Genomic DNA, 16689 nt, shown 5'->3' on the forward strand with positions numbered 1-16689 from the left:
CGCGCACAGTGCACGATTGGCTTGCGAGGGTGTTGCGCGGGCGTGGGTGAGGTGCTGGGCGGGCGCCCCCGAAGGAGCGCCCGCCCACGCGACTGCGCCGCCGCGGACCGCGTCAGCCGACGCTGTCCTCCAGGAACGCGGCGGCGGTGAACATCTCCACACCGACCGTGATGGCGTGCTCGTCGGCGTCGAAGTCGCCCTGGTGCAGATCGCGCACCGTGCGCTCGCCGGGGCGGCGGACGCCGAGGCGGGCCATGGCGCCGGGCACGTGCTCCAGATACCAGGAGAAGTCCTCGCCGCCGAGGCTCTGCTCGGTGCTCTCCACGGAGTCCCGGCCCCGGCGGGCGGCCATCGCGCGGCGCAGCAGTTCGGCGGAGCCCTTGTCGTTGACGACGGGCGGGACCCCTCGCACGTAGTTGATCTCCGACTTGGCCCGGTGCATGGTGGCGACCTCGTCGATGGCCGCGTGCACGATGTCGGGCGCCTGCCGCCAGGCCTCCAGGTCCAGGCAGCGCACGGTGCCGGACAGCTCGGCGTGCTGCGGTACGACGTTCGGGGCGTGGCCCGACTCGATACGGCCCCAGGTGAGGGCGAGGCCGACGCGGGTGTCGACGCGGCGGGCGATCAGCGCGGGGACGTCGACGGCGACCCGGGCGGCGGCGGTGACCAGGTCGGTGGTCAGGTGCGGGCGGGCGGTGTGGCCGCCGGGGCCGTCCAGGAGGACCTCCAGCCGGTCGCAGGCGCTGGTGATGGGCCCGTGCCGCAGTCCGACGCGGCCGGCGTCGACGCGGGGGTCGCAGTGCACGGCGAGGATCCGCCCGACGCCGTCCAGCACGCCGTCCGCGATGGCGGCGAGGGCGCCGCCGGGCAGCACCTCCTCGGCGGGCTGGAAGATCAGCCGTACGGGGCGGGTGAGCAGCCCCTTCGCGTGCAGGTCGGCGAGGACGAGGCCGGTGCCGAGCACCACGGTGGTGTGCATGTCGTGGCCGCAGGCGTGCGCGCGGTCGGGCACGGTGGAGCGGTACGGGCAGTCGGCCTTGGTGTCCGGGATGGGCAGCGCGTCGATGTCGGCCCGCAGCGCCAGCACCGGTACGGCGGGGCGCTCGCCCTCTTTCCCGCCGATGTCGCACACGAGCCCGGTTCCGGTGGTGAGGACGCGGGGGCGCAGCCCGGCCTTCTCCAGCCGCTCCTTGATCGCGGCGGTCGTACGGAACTCCTGGTTGCCCAGCTCGGGGTGCATGTGCAAGTCGCGGCGGAACGCGACGAGTTCGGCGTGCAGGGACTCGCTCAGCACGCCGGGGAGCGCATCCCCCGCGAGGCCGGACTCGGACTCTAGGGACATCAATTGCTTCACCCTCTGAAGGGTAGGACGCCCGGGTGGTCAACTGCCCCTGGATCAACAAAAGTTCAGCCCGTTAGGGGAAGAAAATCTGACCGCTGGACGCATGACTGTGGACTGTGATGGGTAAAACCACTTTTTTTCTTCTTCCACGCATACCACGCCTTGGCCGGGTCACGCTCGCCATGTCCACGAACCGGACCTCCACTCGGCCCGCAGCCACTAGGGTCGCGATCCGCAGCCGGGACGGGCGAGGACTTCCTCCGTGCGACGCGCGGCTCCTACGACGCGATCGCCGCGGACCACGCGGCGCGGCACCCCTCCAGCCTGCTGCATCCGCTGGACCGGCCCGGCGGTGTCACCGGGCTGCTGCACGAGCTGGGGGTGCCGGCGTTCGGTGTCGGCCTCTCCCCCGAGATGGTGGCACCGGCCCGCGAGGCCCACCCTCAACTGCGCTTCGACACGGGCTCGATGACGTCCCTGGACATCCCTTCCGCGTCCCTCGGCGGCATCCTGGCCCTCTCCTCCCCGACGAGCCGACCCCCCGCCTCCGCCTCGCGGAGCGCTTCGCCCGCGAGATCACCCTCGACCACTACTGGCGCACCGCCGACCGGGTCGCCGCCCTGCTGACGGACGCGGGCCCGGCCCTGACCGCGACGGGCGAGGACGTTCATCCTGAGCAGGCGGCTGTAAGGGGGCGAGGCGGTGGGTAGGGGTACGGCGTGGACGACAAGGACGAACGCCGGCAGTGGCTCATGGAAGTGCACGCGGAACGGGACCGCCTGTTGCCGCTGCGCTCGCAGGCCACGCGGACCACGATCGGCATGCTCCGCAGCAACGCGGCCCACGCCTCGGAACCCGACCTCGTGCCCTACCTGAACCTGACCTACCTGATGGCGGTCAAGGAGGGCCGCGGCGACGACGAGCTGATGGCCTTCGCCCTGTCCCTGGCCAACTGGGCGGTCTCGGCCGTCGTCGACCTGGCCCAGCACACGAACCGCACCGTGGAACAGGTCCTCGACAGCTACGAGACGGCGATCATGGCGGCGGCGGAGGAAGAGGACGAGACGGCCGAGGCGGACGAGGAACCGCCGTAGACCCACCCGCCCGCTGGGCTCACGGCCGGCCGCGGAAGCAGTCGGAGACCACCGTGACCTCGGTCATGGAGGCCCGCTCCCCGCCCTGCTCACCTCGGGGGGCTACGCCGGGCTCACCGAGGTCAGGCGGTGGATGTCGCGGGCCGTTCCGGTCACGCCGGACAGGAAGCCCTGGGCGCGGGGGGAGGCGTTGTCCGTCAGCCAGGTGGGGTCGATGTCGCAGACCGCGACGCGGACGCCGGTGCCGGCCAGGGCCAGGGGGAGGGTGTGGACGACGGTGGAGGGGAAGCTGAGGATCGTACGGCCGATGGGGCCGCGGCGGGCGATCAGTTCCAGGGGGAGGTCCGGGCGGACGATCTCCAGGCCGGTCTCCCGGGCCAGGCGGTGGAGTTTCTCCGTGCTCTCGCGGCGGTGGGCGAAGTAGCGGGTGGTGCCGTGGGCCTTGGCCAGGGTGCGGACGGCCTCCACGTAGCAGTCGCCGTCGACCACGCCCGTCTCCACCAGGGACGTGCCCACCATGTCGGCGCCCTTGGTGATGCGCGGCGGGCCGAAGCGGGCCCGGGTCCAGGAGAAGTCGTTGGCCGTGACCGTGACGCCGTCGGGGGTCTCGCGCACCGGCATCGAGGAGAAGACCTCCACCCGGCGGCGCGCGCTGGGCGTCAGCCGGCGGCGGGCCGAGGAGGACACCGGCGCGAAGAGCAGATCGCGCGGGCCGGGGCGGCCGCCCTTGCGGTGCCAGCGCACCAGGCGTTCGCCACGGGCGAGTTGGGCGACGAACTCCATCGTCGCGGTGCCGTCGTCCACCACCACCAGGTCCCGCGCCCGGGTGATGGTCAGCAGCAGCTGGACGTAGCGGGAGAAGGGGTCGCCCATGACCACGCGATCGGCGCGGCGCAGCCGGCCGCTGAGGCCGCCGATGGTGGCGAAGGGCGCGGTCGGGCCGCCGCGGGCCTCCTCCCAGCGCACCCGGTGGCCCTCGTCCCGGGCCAGGTCGGCCATGCGGCGCAGCTGGCCCCGGGTCATGGGGTCGGTCGGGGCGAGGACGACGACCGTCAGCTCCGCCTCGGCCGGGGCCGAGGCTGAGGCCGTGGCCCCGGCCTCAGCCACCGTCCGCCGTACCTGCGCGGGGACGGAGGAGAGCGGGCCGGCGGCCGGTACGGGCGCCTGCGAAGGACCGGGGGCCGCCGCTACGGGCGCCTGCGGCGGGCCGGGGGCGACTGCGGGCAGCTGCGACGGGCCGGGGGCCACCGCGGGCAGCTGCGACGGGCCGGGCCGCGGCGGGCCGGAGGAGTCCGGCAGGGCGGTCGTACCCCCTGGTGCCCCGCCCCCCGGCCGGGCGCGCCCACCCGGTCCCGGATCGGGGTCCGCGCCGCGCAGCCCGTGCAGATGCGCCCACTCCAGCACGTTGAGCAGCTGGACGGGGCTCTCCACGAAGGCGAGCGTGCGGGTGGGGTGGCCGGTGCGGCCGGTGCGGGGGCTCATCGGGGTGCGACCGTCCCGTCGTCAGTGACCTGGATTCACACCGTGACCGGCTCGCCGGCGGCGGCCGCGATCTCCGCCTCGGCGACGACACCGGCGACGCGGCGCAGCTTCTTCATCGGGCCGAGCTCGGAGTCGTAGACCTTCTTGACGCCGTCGCCGAGGGAGGACTCGATGGTGCGGATGTCGCGCACCAGGCGGGTCAGGCCCCCCGGCTCGACGGAGGCGGCCTGGTCGGAGCCCCACATGGCGCGGTCGAGGGTGATGTGGCGCTCGACGAAGGTGGCGCCGAGGGCGACGGCGGCCAGCGTGGTCTGCAGGCCCGTCTCGTGGCCGGAGTAGCCGATCGGGACGTTCGGGAACTCCTTCTCCAGCGTGTTGATCACGCGGAGGTTCAGCTCCTCGGCCTTCGCCGGGTAGGTGGAGGTGGCGTGGCACATCAGGATGTTGTCCGAGCCGAGGACCTCGACCGCGTGGCGGATCTGCTTCGGGGTGGACATGCCGGTGGAGAGGATGACGGAGCGGCCGGTGCCGCGCAGGGCGCGCAGCAGCTCGTCGTCGGTCAGGGAGGCGCTCGCCACCTTGTGGGCGGGCACGTCGAACTTCTCCAGGAAGGCGACGGCCTCGGTGTCCCACGGGGAGGCGAACCAGTCGATCCCCTTCTCCTTGCAGTACGCGTCGATCTGGCGGTACTCGTCCTCGCCGAACTCCACGCGGTGGCGGTAGTCGATGTAGGTCATCCGGCCCCAGGGGGTGTCGCGCTCGATGTCCCACTGGTCGCGCGGGGTGCAGATCTCGGGGGTGCGCTTCTGGAACTTGACGGCGTCGCAGCCGGCCTCGGCGGCGACGTCGATCAGCTTGAAGGCGTTCTCCAGCTCACCGTTGTGGTTGATGCCGATCTCGCCGCAGATGTAGACGGGACGACCGGGGCCGACCTCGCGCGAACCGAACGTACGCAGACGGGAGTTGGTGCTCATCAGGGGGTTCCTTACTTGGGGAGGGAGTCGAGAGAGGGGCCGAGGATCCAGCTGGCGATCTCTCGGATCGCGCCGTCACCGCCGGGCAGGCCGGTGACCGCGCGTGCGGCGCCGCGTACGACGTCATGAGCGCTCGCGACCGCCACGGGCCAGCCCACGAGGGCGAAGCACGGGAGGTCGTTGACGTCGTTGCCGACGTAGAGCACGCGCTCCGGCGCGATGCCCTGCTCCTCGCACCACTGCTTGAGGGCGAGGTCCTTGCGGTCGATGCCGTGCAGCACGGGGAGCTTCAGCTTCCGGGCGCGGGCGGCGACCACAGGGTTCTGTTCCGTGGACAGGATCAGCATCCGCAGGCCGCTCCTGCGCAGCGCGGCGATGCCGAGTCCGTCGCCGCGGTGCACGGAGACGAGTTCCCGTCCTTCGGAGTCGATCAGCACCCGGTCGTCGGTCTGGGTGCCGTCGAAGTCGAGTACGACCGCGTCGATGTCGTCGGTCGTGGGGAGCGAACCGATGGGGGTCCCCCCGCTCGAGCGGAGCCGAGAGTGGGGGAGGTCCGCGTCGAAGAGGGGGGCCAGGGCACGGGCCCGGGCGAGGTCGTGCGGGTCGTCGATCTCCAGGACCCGCGCGGGGTCGGTGCGCACCAGTTCGGTGCGGCCGAAGAAGCGGTGGCCGTGCTCGCGGAAGCCCGCCGCGTCCATGGCGTAGGCGGTGCCGGTCTCCAGGAAGTCCTGGGGGCGGTCCTGGCGGCGGGGGCGGTACGACTTGTCGTGGTTCACCCCGACACCGCCCCCGTCCTCGGTGCCGCCCTGGGCCCCGCTCCCGCTCTCGGCCCCGCTCCCGCCCTCCGCGTCGCTCTCGCGCCAGACGAAGCCGTGGAAGGGCGCCACCGTCACCGCGGTGTCCGCGCCGTTCTCGGCGACCGCGCCGGCCACCCCGTCGATGTCCTCGCGGACGATGAAGGGGCTGGTGCACTGGACGAGGAGGACGACGTCGACGGCCGCGCCGTGCAGGGCCTCGTGGGCCTCCATGGCGTGCAGCACGGCGGCCTCGGAGGTGGCGGTGTCCCCGGCGATGGCGGCCGGGCGGAGCACCACCTCGGCGCCGGCCTCGCGGGCGGCGGCGGCGATGGCCTGGTCGTCGGTGGAGACCACGACATCGGTCACCAGGCGGGCGGCGCGGCACTCGCGCACCGCGCGGGCGACCAGCGGGACGCCGCCGACCGGGGCGAGGTTCTTCGCGGGCACGCCCTTGGAGCCGCCGCGGGCGGGGATCACCGCGAGCACCCGGCGCACCGTCGCGCCCTGGCTCGCTTGCGGGTGGGACATCCGATCTCCTTGAGAGGTCACAGCTCCCCCATCCGCCGGATCACCGGGGCGACCCGCTGGACGCCGTGCCGGTAGGCGCCGCGCGCGGCCCGGCGCACGATCTGGCGCACGGGTCCGGGGGCCCGGTCGGCGGTGGGCGCGCCGGGCAGCGGGGCGCCGTCGGGGCCGAGGTGGTGGCGGGCGAGGATGCCGGGCAGATAGCCGGGCGCGGTCTCGGGGGTGTAGTAGGGGGTCAGGGGCGGCAGGGCGCCCGCGCGGTCGAGCAGTTCGGCGATGCGCTCGCGGGCCGCGTCGAAGGCGGTCTCGTACGAACCTTCGGCGGCGACCCCCTGCCGGGCCACCCACGCCTCGTCCGGGTCGGGCCGGTGTCCGGCGTCGAGCTGGTCCCAGGAGGCGAGGCAGCCGGAGCCGGTGAAGTGGTGGTTGCCGAGCGCCTCGCGCACCCCGAGGTCGGTCAGTACGACCGTGGGGACCCGGCGGTGCAGGGACTCCAGGGCGGCCGTGGAGCTGACCGTGACCAGCAGGTCGGTGCGGTCGAGGACCTCGCCCATGTGGCCGTACACCAGGCGGAAGTTGCCGGGTACGTCCTTGCCCTGGACCAGCTTCTGGTAGGGCAGCTCCTCGATGTGGGTGGTGTGTTCGCCGGGCTTGGAGCGGAGCTTGAGCAGCACCTCGCGCTCGGGGTGCGCACGGGCGTGCCGGATGAGGCGGTCGAGGAGGTAGGTGCGGTCGCGGCGGTTGTCCGGGACGGACGGCTGGGCCGCGAACACCACGGTGTAGGGCTCGTGTTCACCGGAGTAGGGCGCCCCGCCGAGGAAGGGCAGCGCGACCTCGGTGACCGAGGAGGCGTCCGCGCCGACCCCCTCGTACACGGCACGGAACCGGTCCGCGTCGTGGCGGGAGTTGGCGAGGACCAGGTCGGCGCCGTGCCGCAGCAGCAGGCCGTCGGTGAGCTTCTCGTAGACGACGCCGACGTAGCCGGTGACGACGACGGGCCGGGGGCCGGGGCCCCACGCGTCGCGCAGGCCGTGCAGCATGGCCTGCACTCCGCCGCCGACGAGCGCCAGCACCAGGATGTCGTACGGCTCTCGGCTCATCGTGCGCAGGAACTCGACGCCGGTGACCTCGCCGAGGGAGTCGGCGTGGACGCCGACCTCCTGGAGCTGGCGGGCGGTCGGGGTGGCTCGTCCGCGCAGGAGGTAGCCGTCGAGCCGGACCTCGGCAGCCGCCGGAGTGAGTCGCCGCGCGGTGAGCGCGCCCCACTTCCATCGGGTGTCGGAGTCCGCGAGGACGGCGATCCGCAGGGACTTCGTTGCACTTGCTGGCACGTCCAAGACGCTAGGAAGCGATTCCGCCGTTCCGCCCAACCCGAATGCAACAAACGGTTAACAGCACATCGCCGAATGACGAATCGGGCCCTGGCGGGCCCCGGAAAAGGCCCGGTTCACAGCTTCGCCACGTGCCATTCACCCAGTATCAAGCAAGGCGTCAAGACGAATGACGGGCATCCCCCCTAACGTCCCTGACGTGGTCAAGCTCTCCGTCATCGTGCCGTTCTACAACGTGCAGCAATACGCACCCGACACGCTCAGGAGCCTGAAGGCGAACGCGCGTGACGACTTCGAATTCATTCTCGTCGACGACTGTTCCCGCGACGGGACACCCGAGATTCTCGCGCGCGCGGAGCGCGAGCTGCCCGGAGCGGTCCTCGTCCGGCACGAGCAGAACGGAGGTCTGGCGACCGCGCGCAACACCGGTATCGACCGGGCGCGCGGCGAGTACCTGACGTTCCTGGACGGCGACGACTGGCTCGCCCCGGGTTACTTCTCCCAACTCGTCGGCGCCATAGAAGAGTTGGGCGTCGACTTCATCCGCACCGACCATGTGCAGTGCACCGCGCGGGCCCGTCAGGTGCAGCGCGTGCCGGTCGGCCGGCGCGGCCGGGTGCTCAGCCCGCGGGCGGCGATCCTGCCCGCGGACCGCTCCACCTCGGTGGACTACGCGTTCGCCTGGGCGGGCGCCTACCACCGCAGGCTGGTCGACCGGGGCCTGCTGCACTTCACCGACGGGCTGCGCACGGCCGAGGACCGGCCGTGGATCTGGAAGCTGCACCGGGAGGCGGAATCCTTCGCCGCGGTGAGCCTGCTCGGTGTGTTCTACCGGCGCGGGGTCGCCTCCTCGCTCACCCAGATCGGCGATGTGCGTCAGCTCGATTTCATTCGGGCATTCGATCAGGTGATCGCGGAAACCGCGAAGGACCGGGACGCGGACGCGCTGCTGCCGAAGGCGGTCCGCACATATTGCGCCATCATTTCCCATCATCTGGGATCCATCGAAAGGTTCGAGCCGGCGGTGGCGAAAAAACTGAAATCCCTGAGTGCCGCCGCGCTGCGCCGCATGCCGCAGGACGTGCTGGACGACGCGCTGGACTCCATGGACCTCCTGCGCGCCACCAAGCTGCGCCGGCTGCGCCGCCGCCCCGCCGCCACGGGGGCCGCCGCATGACCACCCAGCTCTTCCAGGCGTCCACGCTGTACGGCATCGCCACCCTCGCCGCCGCCCTGGACTCCGGCTGCTTCGACTCCGCCGACCGGCGGATCCTGCTGGTCTGCAACAACGCGGCGACGCCCGAGACCACGCCGGGTCCGGACGAGATGCCCGGGTTCGAGCGGCTGCGCGACCGGTTCGACGAGGTGATCTCGTACAACGAGACGATCTTCCCGTTCCACCCGGGCGGCTGGGCCCCCCGGGGCGACGACATGCCGCTGTGGGAACGCTTCCTGCGGCACGAATGGCGGCTCGGCTCGGACGACGTCGAGTTGGCCGTGGAGTCGATCCAGGTCAACCCGGCACTCGCGCTCGGACAGATCTTCAACGGCGCGCCCGTCACGGTCTACGCCGACGGCCTGATGTCCTACGGCCCGACGCGCAACAAGATCGACCCGCTGGTCGGCACCCGCGTCGACCGGGTGCTCCACCTGGACCTGGTGCCCGGCCTCGCACCGCTGCTGCTGACCGAGTTCGGGGTGCCCGGCGAGCTGGTGCCGACCTCCGCCTTCACCAAGGTGCTCGCGGAACTCGCCTCGGTGGCCGAGGAATTGCCCGCGGTCGAGGAGCCCGCGCTGCTGCTGGGGCAGTACCTGTCGGCGCTGGACATCCTCACTCCCGAGCAGGAGGAGGACCTGCATGTGCGGATGCTGAAGGGCGTGGCCGAACTGGGCCACACCCAGGTCGTGTTCAAGCCGCACCCCACCGCGCCGGCCCGCTACACCCGCTCGCTGGAGCGGGAGGCGGAGCGGCTCGGTGTCGAACTGACCGTCGTGGCCACGCCGGTGCTCGCCGAGGTGCTGTACCAGCGGACGCGTCCCGCGCTGGTCGTGGGCTGCTTCTCCACGGCCCTGCTGACCGCCTCCGCGCTCTACGGCCTGCCGGTCGCCCGGGTGGGCACGGAGCTGCTGCTGGAGCGGCTCGCGCCGTACGAGAACAGCAACCGGATCCCGGTGACCGTCGTGGACGCGCTGCTGCCCGATCTGGCGGACGGGGCCGCGGTCACCGCGCGGCGGCCGGGCATGGACGTGGCGCGGCTGGGGGCGCTGGTGCGGGCGGTGGGCTTCGCGATGCAGCCGAAGATCCTGCCGGGACTGCGCGCGGAGACGGAGGCGTGGCTCGCGGCGAACTTCGGTCCGGGGACGTCCCGTTACTTCAAGCGCCGCCGGCTCACCTCGCTGGCGCTGCCCGGCGGGATCCCCGCGCAGCTGGCGTTCATCCCGCGCAACGCGACCGTGCGCAGGGTGGCGAAGAAGGCGCGCAGCCTGCGCAGGACGGTACGGAGCTGAGCGCCATGACCACCTCCTCCCCCGCGCTCGGCGACATACCGATACCCGCCCCGGAGGGGACCGCGGCGCCCGCGCCCACCGGACGCCGCGGCCGTCTCCTCGCCCTCGACGGGCTGCGGCTGGTGGCCGCGCTGATGGTCTGCCTCTACCACTACACCGGGCGCGGCGGCACGGTCTCCGCGTCCTGGCACCAGAGCCCGTCCGTGGTCTTCCCGACCCTGTCCCGGGCGGCCGTCTACGGCTGTCTGGGCGTGCAGCTGTTCTTCGTGATCAGCGGGTTCGTGATCTGCATGAGCAGCTGGGGCCGCACCCTGGGGGACTTCTTCCGCTCCCGGGTGTCCCGGCTCTACCCCGCCTACTGGGTCGCGCTGGTCCTGGTCACCGGGGCGTCCCTGGTGCTGCCCGCCGTCGTCGCGCCGGTCCGGCTGGACGAGTTCCTGGTCAACCTGACGATGCTCCAGCAGCCGATGGGCGCCACCCGGGTGCTCGGGGTGTGCTGGACGCTGTGGGCGGAGGTCCGCTTCTACGCGCTGTTCGCCCTGTTCGTCGTGGTGCGGGGGGTGACCTACCGGCGTGTGGTGCTCTTCTGCGCCGTGTGGACCCTGGCGCTGGTGCTCTGCCGCACGACCGGCAACGCGCTGACCGACCAGGTGCTGATGCCCGAGTACGCGCCCTTCTTCATCGGCGGCCTCGCGCTCTACCTGGTCCACCGCTTCGGCGGCGATCTGATGCTGTGGGGCATCGTCGCGGTGTCCCTGCTGCTCGGCCAGAGCGAGGCCACGCGCGGCCTGTGGCACCGCGCCGGCCACTCCGGCCTGCACCGCGACCCCTATGTGGTGGTCCTGATCGTCACCCTCTCCTTCGCCGTCGTCGCCGCGGTCGCCCTGGGCTGGACCCGCTGGGCCTCCTGGCGCTGGCTGACCACGGCCGGCGCGCTGACGTACCCCTTCTACCTGGTCCACGAACACCTGGGCTGGTTCGTGATCCGCGTCCTGCACCGCTTCCTCGGCCTGCCCTCGGCGGCGACGCTCGGGGCGACGATCCTGATCATGCTGACCCTGGCCTGGCTCATCCACCGCCTGGTGGAGAAACCATTCGGCCCCCGGCTCCGGCGGGCGCTGAAGGTGCGGAACCTCTCCGGCGCCTAGGACGCCACCTTGTACCGCGCCCCGATCCCCGCGACGACGACCGCCAGACCTTCCTCGAACTGGCGGTCGTAGTCGTCGAAGAGGAGTTCACCGGCGGCGGCCGCGAGGGGGTGGTCGGCCATCCGGCGGGCGCGGTCGGTGATGTCGGCGCGGGCCTTCTCGTCGCTCGGCAGGGGGTGCATGCCCTGTTCCTCGGTGACGAAGCCGATGGTGTAGGCGTGGGCCGTGCGGCCCGCGTCGACGGCCTGGACGAGGGTCATCCCGGCGTCCAGCAGCAGGCGGAGGTTGGCCTCCAGGGCGGGGGCGTGGTCGGTGCCGGTGAACAGTGAGCCGCTGAAGACCCGGGCGCCGTCGCGGTAGTCGAGCAGCGCGGTGCGCAGACCGCGGTTGATCTTCAGCAGGCGCTCCTGCCAGGTGTCGCCGGGCTCCAGCTCCGTGCCGGCCACCATCCGCCGGTACATCTGCGTCGCCATCTCGTCCAGCAGCGCCTGCTTGTCCTTGAAGTGCCAGTACAGGGCGGGCGCCTTGACGTCCAGCTCCTTGGCGATGGCGCGCAGGGTCAGCCCGTCGAGGCCGACCTCGTTCAGCAGCCGCAGCGCCGTCTCGGCGACCCGCGCACGGTCCAGGGGCGATCGTCGTTCCGCACTCACACTTGACAGCTTAACAGCGTTAAGGGCACCCTCGTGCTCGATGGCACTTAACAACGTTAAGGAGATGTGGCCATGGATACGACGGATGTCCTGATCGTGGGCGCGGGCCCCACCGGACTCGCCCTCGGCATCGACCTCGCCCGGCGCGGCGTCGCGGCCCGGCTCGTGGAGCGCGCCGACGCCCTGTTCCCGGGCTCGCGCGGCAAGGGGATCCAGCCCCGCACCCAGGAGGTCTTCGACGACCTGGGCGTCATCGACGCGGTCCTCGCGTCGAGCGGTCCCTACCCCGACCGGATGGTGTGGCGGGACGGCGAGCGGGTCGGCGAGGAGTCGATGTTCGAGCGGTTCGAGCCGGACGCGGGCACGCCCTATCCCGCGCCGCGGATGATCCCGCAGTGGCGCACCCAGGAGATCCTGTACGCGCGGCTCCTGGAGCTGGGCGGCAAGGCCGACTTCGGCCGCGAGGTCACGGGCCTGACCCAGGACGCGGACGGCGTGGACGTGGCCTTCGCCGACGGTACGACGGTCCGCGCGCGCTACGTGGTGGGCGCCGACGGCGGACGCTCGGGGATCCGGCGGGCCCTCGGCGTCGGCATGACCGGCGAGACCGTGGACCCGGCGCCGTTCGTGGTGGCCGACCTGCGGCTGCGGGGCCTGGACCGGGTGTACTGGCACGCCTTCCCGGCGGCGGACGGCAGCGTCCTCGGGCTGTGCCCGCTGGCCCACACCGAGGAGTTCCAGCTGGCCGCGCGGCTGCCGGAGGGCGCGGAGCCGGATGTGACCGCCGACGGCGTGCGCGAGCTGGTCGCCCGGTACACCCACCTGGCCGCCGAGGACGTGACCGAGGTGCGATGGGCCTCGGAGTTCCGGCCCCGGGCGGCGCTCGCGGACCGGTTCCGGGTGGGCCGGGTGTTCCTCGCGGGCGACGCCGCGCATGTGCACTCGCCGGCCGGTGGCCAGGGCCTGAACACCAGCGTCCAGGACGCCTACAACCTCGGCTGGAAGCTGGCGGCGGTCCTGGAGGGCGCCCCCGGGACCCTGCTGGAGACGTACGAGGAGGAGCGGCGGGCGAACGCGGCGGCCATGCTGGAGCTGTCCACCGGCGTGCACCGCGGCGAGGTCCAGCGGGGCCGGGCCACCGTCCAACTCGGCGTCGGCTACCGGGAGTCGTCGCTCAGCGCCGAGACCCGGACCGAGCCGGGGCCGGTGCGCGCGGGCGACCGGGCACCCGACGCCGAGGTGTCCGGCGGGCGCCTCTTCGACCTCCTCCGGGGCCCGCACTGGACCCTGCTGGGCGCGACCGCCGCCCCGCGCGCGGGCGTACGGACCCTGCCGTCCGCCCCCGAGTCCTACGGGCCCGGCGTCTTTTTGATCCGCCCCGACGGCTACGTCGGCTGGGCGGGCGAGACGGCGACACAGGACCTGGCGGCCTACCTCGACGGCGCCGGCGTCCGCTGAACCCCGCCCCCGCCGGGCCCCGGGGGCCGGACTACGAGGCCAGCGACAGCTTCACCGCGAACCCGAGGAAGAGCGCACCGGCCGCCGAAGTGGCCGTCGCGGACAGGCGCTTGCGGCGCCGGAAGGCCGCGGCGAGGCGGGTGCCGCCGAATATCAGGGCGCTCAGGTAGAGCAGGCTGGCTATCTGGGCGAAGACCCCGAGCACGACGAAGGAGAGGGCCGGGTAGGCATAGCCCGGGTCCACGAACTGCACGAAGAAGGCGACGAAGAACAGGATCGCCTTCGGGTTGAAGAGGCTGATCACGAAGGCGCGCCGGTAGGGGCGCTCCTCGGCCGCGACGCCCGCGCCCGCGGCCGTCTCCTCGGCCGCCCGCTCCCGCCGGGTCCGCCACAGCTGCCGGGCGGAGCGCATCATGCCGATCGCCAGCCAGGTCAGATAGCCGGCACCGGCGTACTTCACGATCCCGAACAGCAGCGCGTTGGCCTGGAGCAGCGAGGCGACCCCGGCGGCGGACAGGGTCATGAGCACGGTGTCCCCGCAGAACACCCCGGCGGCCGCGGTGTACCCGGCCCGCACCCCGCGGCGGGCGGCGACGGACAGGACGTAGAGCGAGTTGGGCCCGGGGAGCAGCACGATCAGGGCCACACCCGCGAGATACGTGGGGAGATGGATGACACCGAACATGGAAAGGAGTGTCGCACGGGGGTACGACAACGGGTCCGGGCCGGGTGGACGGCGGCCCGACGGGCACCCGGGGCGAACGACGACCATCCAGGTCGGCCGAGGGGCACCCGGGTCGGCCGACGCGCGCCCGGTCAGAAGGCGTCGGTCGGCACGTACCTCCCCCACACCTCCCGCAACGCCCCGCACACCTCACCCACCGTGGCCCGCGCCCGCAGCGCCTCCTTCATGGGATACAGGACGTTGTCCTCGCCCCCGGCGGCCTTCTTCAGCGCGGCCAGGGCGGCGTCGACCGCGCGCCGGTCGCGTCCGGCGCGCAGGGCGGCGAGACGTTCGCACTGGCGGGCCTCGATGGCCGGGTCCACGCGCAGCGGCTCGTACGGCTCCTCCTCGTCCAGCCGGAACCGGTTGACGCCGACGACCACCCGCTCCCCGGAGTCGGTCTCCTGGGCGACGCGGTAGGCGTTGCGCTCGATCTCGGCCTTCTGGAAGCCCTGTTCGATCGCCGCCTCCGCGCCGCCCATCTCCTCGACCCGGTCCATCAGCCCGACGGCCGCCGCCTCGACGTCGTCGGTCATCCGCTCCACCGCGTAGGACCCGGCGAAGGGGTCCACGGTCGCGGTCACGTCCGTCTCGTACGCCAGCACCTGCTGGGTGCGCAGGGCGAGCCGCGCGGAGGCGGCGGTGGGCAGCGCGAGCGCCTCGTCGAAGGAGTTGGTGTGCAGGGACTGGGTGCCGCCGAGGACCGCGCCGAGGGCCTGGACGGCGACCCGGACCAGGTTCACCTGCGGCTGCTGCGCGGTGAGCTGGACCCCGGCGGTCTGGGTGTGGAAGCGCAGCATCAGCGACTTGGGGTTCCTCGCGCCGAACTCCTCCCGCATCACCCGCGCCCAGATCCGGCGCGCGGCACGGAACTTGGCGACCTCCTCCAGGAACGTCGTACGGGCCACGAAGAAGAAGGACAGGCGCGGCGCGAAGTCGTCCACGTCCATCCCGGCGGCGACCGCCGTGCGCACGTACTCGATGCCGTCGGCGAGGGTGAAGGCGATCTCCTGCACGGGCGAGGCGCCCGCCTCGGCCATGTGGTAGCCGGAGATCGAGATCGTGTTCCACCGGGGGATCTCGGCGGTGCAGTACCGGAAGATGTCCGCCGTCAGCCGCAGCGAGGGCCCCGGCGGGAAGATGTAGGTGCCGCGGGCGATGTACTCCTTGAGCACGTCGTTCTGGATCGTGCCGGTCAGCCGGTCGGCCGGCACGCCCTGTTCCTCCGCCACCAGCTGGTACAGGAGCAGGAGGAGGGCGGCCGGGGCGTTGATCGTCATGGACGTGGAGACCTGGTCCAGCGGGATGCCGTCGAACAGCACCCGCATGTCCTCGATCGAGTCGATCGCCACGCCGACCTTGCCGACCTCGCCGTGCGCGAGGGGCGCGTCGGAGTCGTGGCCCATCTGGGTGGGCAGGTCGAAGGCGACGGACAGCCCGGTGGTGCCGTGGGCGATCAGCTCCCGGTAGCGGGCGTTGGACTCCGCCGCCGTGCCGAAACCGGCGTACTGGCGCATCGTCCAGGGGCGTCCGGTGTACATGCTCGGGTAGACCCCGCGGGTGAAGGGGTACGACCCCGGTTCCCCGAGCCGCTCGGCCGGGTCCCAGCCGGACAGCGCGTCCGGCCCGTAGACCGGCTCGATCGGCAGGCCCGACTCCGACTCACGCGCCATGGGTGCCTCCGCAGTACGTTCCGTACCTCCTCACCATGCCTCGTAGTTCGGCGGGGGTCACGTGGGGAAGCATCCGGGGATGAGGACCAGGGGCAGGACTTTCGCCGTGCTCGGAGTGCTGGCCGCCCTCGCCGCGCTCTGCGGCTGCACCGTCCGGCCGCTGGGCGCCGACGGCCGGCCGCTGGACGGGGGCCCGGTGTCCGCGGTGGGCTCGGGGGCGCCCTTGCGGCCGGGCGACACCGGAGCGGGCGTACGGGAACTCCAGGCGCGGCTGCGGCAGCTGGACTGGCTGTTCGACGGGCCCACGGGTTCGTACGACGATCTCACCGAACGGGCCGTACGGGGCTTCCAGGGCAAGCGCGGACTGCCGGTCACCGGCGTCACGGACGCCGCGACCTGGCGGCGGCTGGTGGCGATGAGCCGTCCGCCGGGCGAGTGGGACCTGTATCTGATGGGCGGCCAGCCCGCCGCCGCGCCCGATCCGCGCTGCCTGACCGGGCGGGTGCTGTGCATCAGCAAGACCAGCCGGACACTGCGCTGGATGATCGACGGGCGGACCGTCTCCGAGACGGCCGTGCGCTTCGGCACGCTGCGCAGCCCGACCCGGGAGGGCACCTTCCACGTGTACTGGAAGTCCCGCCACCATGTGTCGACCCTGTACGACTCGCCGATGCCGTACGCGATGTTCTTCAGCGGCGGTGAGGCGGTGCACTACTCGTACGACTTCGCCGCGCGCGGTTATGCCGGGGGCTCGCACGGGTGTGTGAACGTACGGGACGAGGGGGTGATCGCCCAGGTGTTCGCCGAGGTGCGGGTGGGCGACGAGGTCGTCGTGTACCGGTGAGGCCGACGGGCGGCCGAGTAGCCGGGCACAGGAACTCTGGGCTGGGCTTCGGGCTGGGTTTTGGGGCGCGGGCGGGACCGGGGGAACATGTCCCGCCCGCGCCAGGTGCACGAGCCGCAGGTACGGGGGGAACCCCGGC

General features: G+C 72.6%; 14 protein-coding genes. 6 read left to right on the forward strand and 8 right to left on the reverse strand.

The window, feature by feature from the left end:
* Positions 1 to 112: 112 nt before the first annotated feature.
* A complete protein-coding gene (locus QHG49_RS13820; protein ID WP_186337727.1) occupies positions 113 to 1342 on the reverse strand; it encodes an amidohydrolase in 1230 nt (409 codons plus the stop codon).
* Between the two features lie 719 nt (positions 1343 to 2061).
* On the opposite strand from QHG49_RS13820, the gene QHG49_RS13825 reads away from it, so the two are divergent.
* Positions 2062 to 2436: a hypothetical protein gene (locus QHG49_RS13825; RefSeq protein WP_236576434.1), complete on the forward strand. Its 375-nt coding sequence runs from the start codon at positions 2062 to 2064 to the stop codon at positions 2434 to 2436.
* Between the two features lie 102 nt (positions 2437 to 2538).
* Here QHG49_RS13825 and QHG49_RS13830 read toward each other — a convergent pair whose 3' ends face one another.
* Genes QHG49_RS13830 through QHG49_RS13845 form a run of 4 tightly spaced genes read right to left on the reverse strand, consistent with a single transcriptional unit; the run spans position 2539 to position 7545 of the window.
* On the reverse strand, positions 2539 to 3918 hold the full coding sequence (locus tag QHG49_RS13830) for a hypothetical protein (protein WP_159704387.1): 1380 nt from the start codon (positions 3916 to 3918) through the stop codon (positions 2539 to 2541).
* Between the two features lie 35 nt (positions 3919 to 3953).
* Positions 3954 to 4892 (reverse strand): N-acetylneuraminate synthase family protein, encoded by a 939-nt coding sequence (locus QHG49_RS13835; protein ID WP_145483134.1) that lies wholly within the window; start codon positions 4890 to 4892, stop codon positions 3954 to 3956.
* Positions 4893 to 4903: 11 nt separating this feature from the next.
* Positions 4904 to 6217, reverse strand: coding sequence for an N-acylneuraminate cytidylyltransferase (locus QHG49_RS13840; protein ID WP_301489926.1), 1314 nt, complete (start codon positions 6215 to 6217; stop codon positions 4904 to 4906).
* Positions 6218 to 6234: 17 nt separating this feature from the next.
* A complete protein-coding gene (locus QHG49_RS13845; RefSeq protein ID WP_301489928.1) occupies positions 6235 to 7545 on the reverse strand; it encodes a DUF6716 putative glycosyltransferase in 1311 nt (436 codons plus the stop codon).
* Positions 7546 to 7744: 199 nt separating this feature from the next.
* Between QHG49_RS13845 and QHG49_RS13850 the strand changes: the two genes are divergently transcribed.
* From QHG49_RS13850 to QHG49_RS13860, 3 genes are read left to right on the forward strand one after another with little or no spacing between them, the layout of a single operon-like run.
* The gene (locus QHG49_RS13850; RefSeq protein ID WP_159708501.1) at positions 7745 to 8722 is read left to right on the forward strand and encodes a glycosyltransferase family 2 protein; all 978 of its coding nucleotides are present in this window, start codon (positions 7745 to 7747) and stop codon (positions 8720 to 8722) included.
* Entirely contained in the window at positions 8719 to 10053 is a 1335-nt protein-coding gene (locus tag QHG49_RS13855) for a polysialyltransferase family glycosyltransferase (RefSeq protein ID WP_301489932.1), read from the forward strand. The genes QHG49_RS13850 and QHG49_RS13855 overlap by 4 nt, the downstream gene beginning before the upstream one ends.
* A gap of 5 nt (positions 10054 to 10058) precedes the next feature.
* Positions 10059 to 11201 carry an acyltransferase gene (locus QHG49_RS13860; protein ID WP_159704377.1) on the forward strand — a complete coding sequence of 381 codons (1143 nt, stop codon included), beginning with the start codon at positions 10059 to 10061 and terminating at the stop codon, positions 11199 to 11201.
* Here the strand turns inward: QHG49_RS13860 and QHG49_RS13865 are convergent.
* Positions 11198 to 11851 (reverse strand): TetR/AcrR family transcriptional regulator C-terminal domain-containing protein, encoded by a 654-nt coding sequence (locus QHG49_RS13865; RefSeq protein ID WP_301489936.1) that lies wholly within the window; start codon positions 11849 to 11851, stop codon positions 11198 to 11200. The genes QHG49_RS13860 and QHG49_RS13865 overlap by 4 nt on opposite strands.
* A gap of 72 nt (positions 11852 to 11923) precedes the next feature.
* Between QHG49_RS13865 and QHG49_RS13870 the strand changes: the two genes are divergently transcribed.
* Positions 11924 to 13309 carry an FAD-dependent monooxygenase gene (locus QHG49_RS13870; protein WP_301489938.1) on the forward strand — a complete coding sequence of 462 codons (1386 nt, stop codon included), beginning with the start codon at positions 11924 to 11926 and terminating at the stop codon, positions 13307 to 13309.
* A gap of 31 nt (positions 13310 to 13340) precedes the next feature.
* Here QHG49_RS13870 and leuE read toward each other — a convergent pair whose 3' ends face one another.
* Positions 13341 to 13994: a leucine efflux protein LeuE gene (gene leuE / locus QHG49_RS13875; protein WP_301489940.1), complete on the reverse strand. Its 654-nt coding sequence runs from the start codon at positions 13992 to 13994 to the stop codon at positions 13341 to 13343.
* Between the two features lie 131 nt (positions 13995 to 14125).
* Positions 14126 to 15706, reverse strand: a complete 1581-nt coding sequence (locus QHG49_RS13880; protein WP_301489942.1) for a methylmalonyl-CoA mutase — start codon at positions 15704 to 15706, stop codon at positions 14126 to 14128.
* Between the two features lie 79 nt (positions 15707 to 15785).
* Here QHG49_RS13880 and QHG49_RS13885 point away from each other — a divergent pair, with 79 nt between their 5' ends.
* Positions 15786 to 16550 (forward strand): L,D-transpeptidase family protein, encoded by a 765-nt coding sequence (locus QHG49_RS13885; RefSeq protein WP_159704364.1) that lies wholly within the window; start codon positions 15786 to 15788, stop codon positions 16548 to 16550.
* The last annotated feature ends 139 nt before the right edge of the window (positions 16551 to 16689 follow it).

It is taken from the genome of Streptomyces sp. WP-1 (genome assembly GCF_030450125.1).
Lineage (GTDB): Bacteria > Actinomycetota > Actinomycetes > Streptomycetales > Streptomycetaceae > Streptomyces > Streptomyces incarnatus.

Excerpts from the sequence above, each read along its gene's own strand:
- QHG49_RS13820 (WP_186337727.1), bottom strand. The coding sequence starts at position 1,342 with ATGTCCCTAGAGTCCGAGTCCGGCCTCGCGGGGGATGCGCTCCCCGGC.
- QHG49_RS13830 (WP_159704387.1), bottom strand. The coding sequence starts at position 3,918 with ATGAGCCCCCGCACCGGCCGCACCGGCCACCCCACCCGCACGCTCGCC.
- QHG49_RS13835 (WP_145483134.1), bottom strand. The coding sequence starts at position 4,892 with ATGAGCACCAACTCCCGTCTGCGTACGTTCGGTTCGCGCGAGGTCGGC.
- QHG49_RS13840 (WP_301489926.1), bottom strand. The coding sequence starts at position 6,217 with ATGTCCCACCCGCAAGCGAGCCAGGGCGCGACGGTGCGCCGGGTGCTC.
- QHG49_RS13855 (WP_301489932.1), top strand. The coding sequence starts at position 8,719 with ATGACCACCCAGCTCTTCCAGGCGTCCACGCTGTACGGCATCGCCACC.
- QHG49_RS13860 (WP_159704377.1), top strand. The coding sequence starts at position 10,059 with ATGACCACCTCCTCCCCCGCGCTCGGCGACATACCGATACCCGCCCCG.
- QHG49_RS13870 (WP_301489938.1), top strand. The coding sequence starts at position 11,924 with ATGGATACGACGGATGTCCTGATCGTGGGCGCGGGCCCCACCGGACTC.
- leuE (WP_301489940.1), bottom strand. The coding sequence starts at position 13,994 with ATGTTCGGTGTCATCCATCTCCCCACGTATCTCGCGGGTGTGGCCCTG.
- QHG49_RS13880 (WP_301489942.1), bottom strand. The coding sequence starts at position 15,706 with ATGGCGCGTGAGTCGGAGTCGGGCCTGCCGATCGAGCCGGTCTACGGG.
- QHG49_RS13885 (WP_159704364.1), top strand. The coding sequence starts at position 15,786 with ATGAGGACCAGGGGCAGGACTTTCGCCGTGCTCGGAGTGCTGGCCGCC.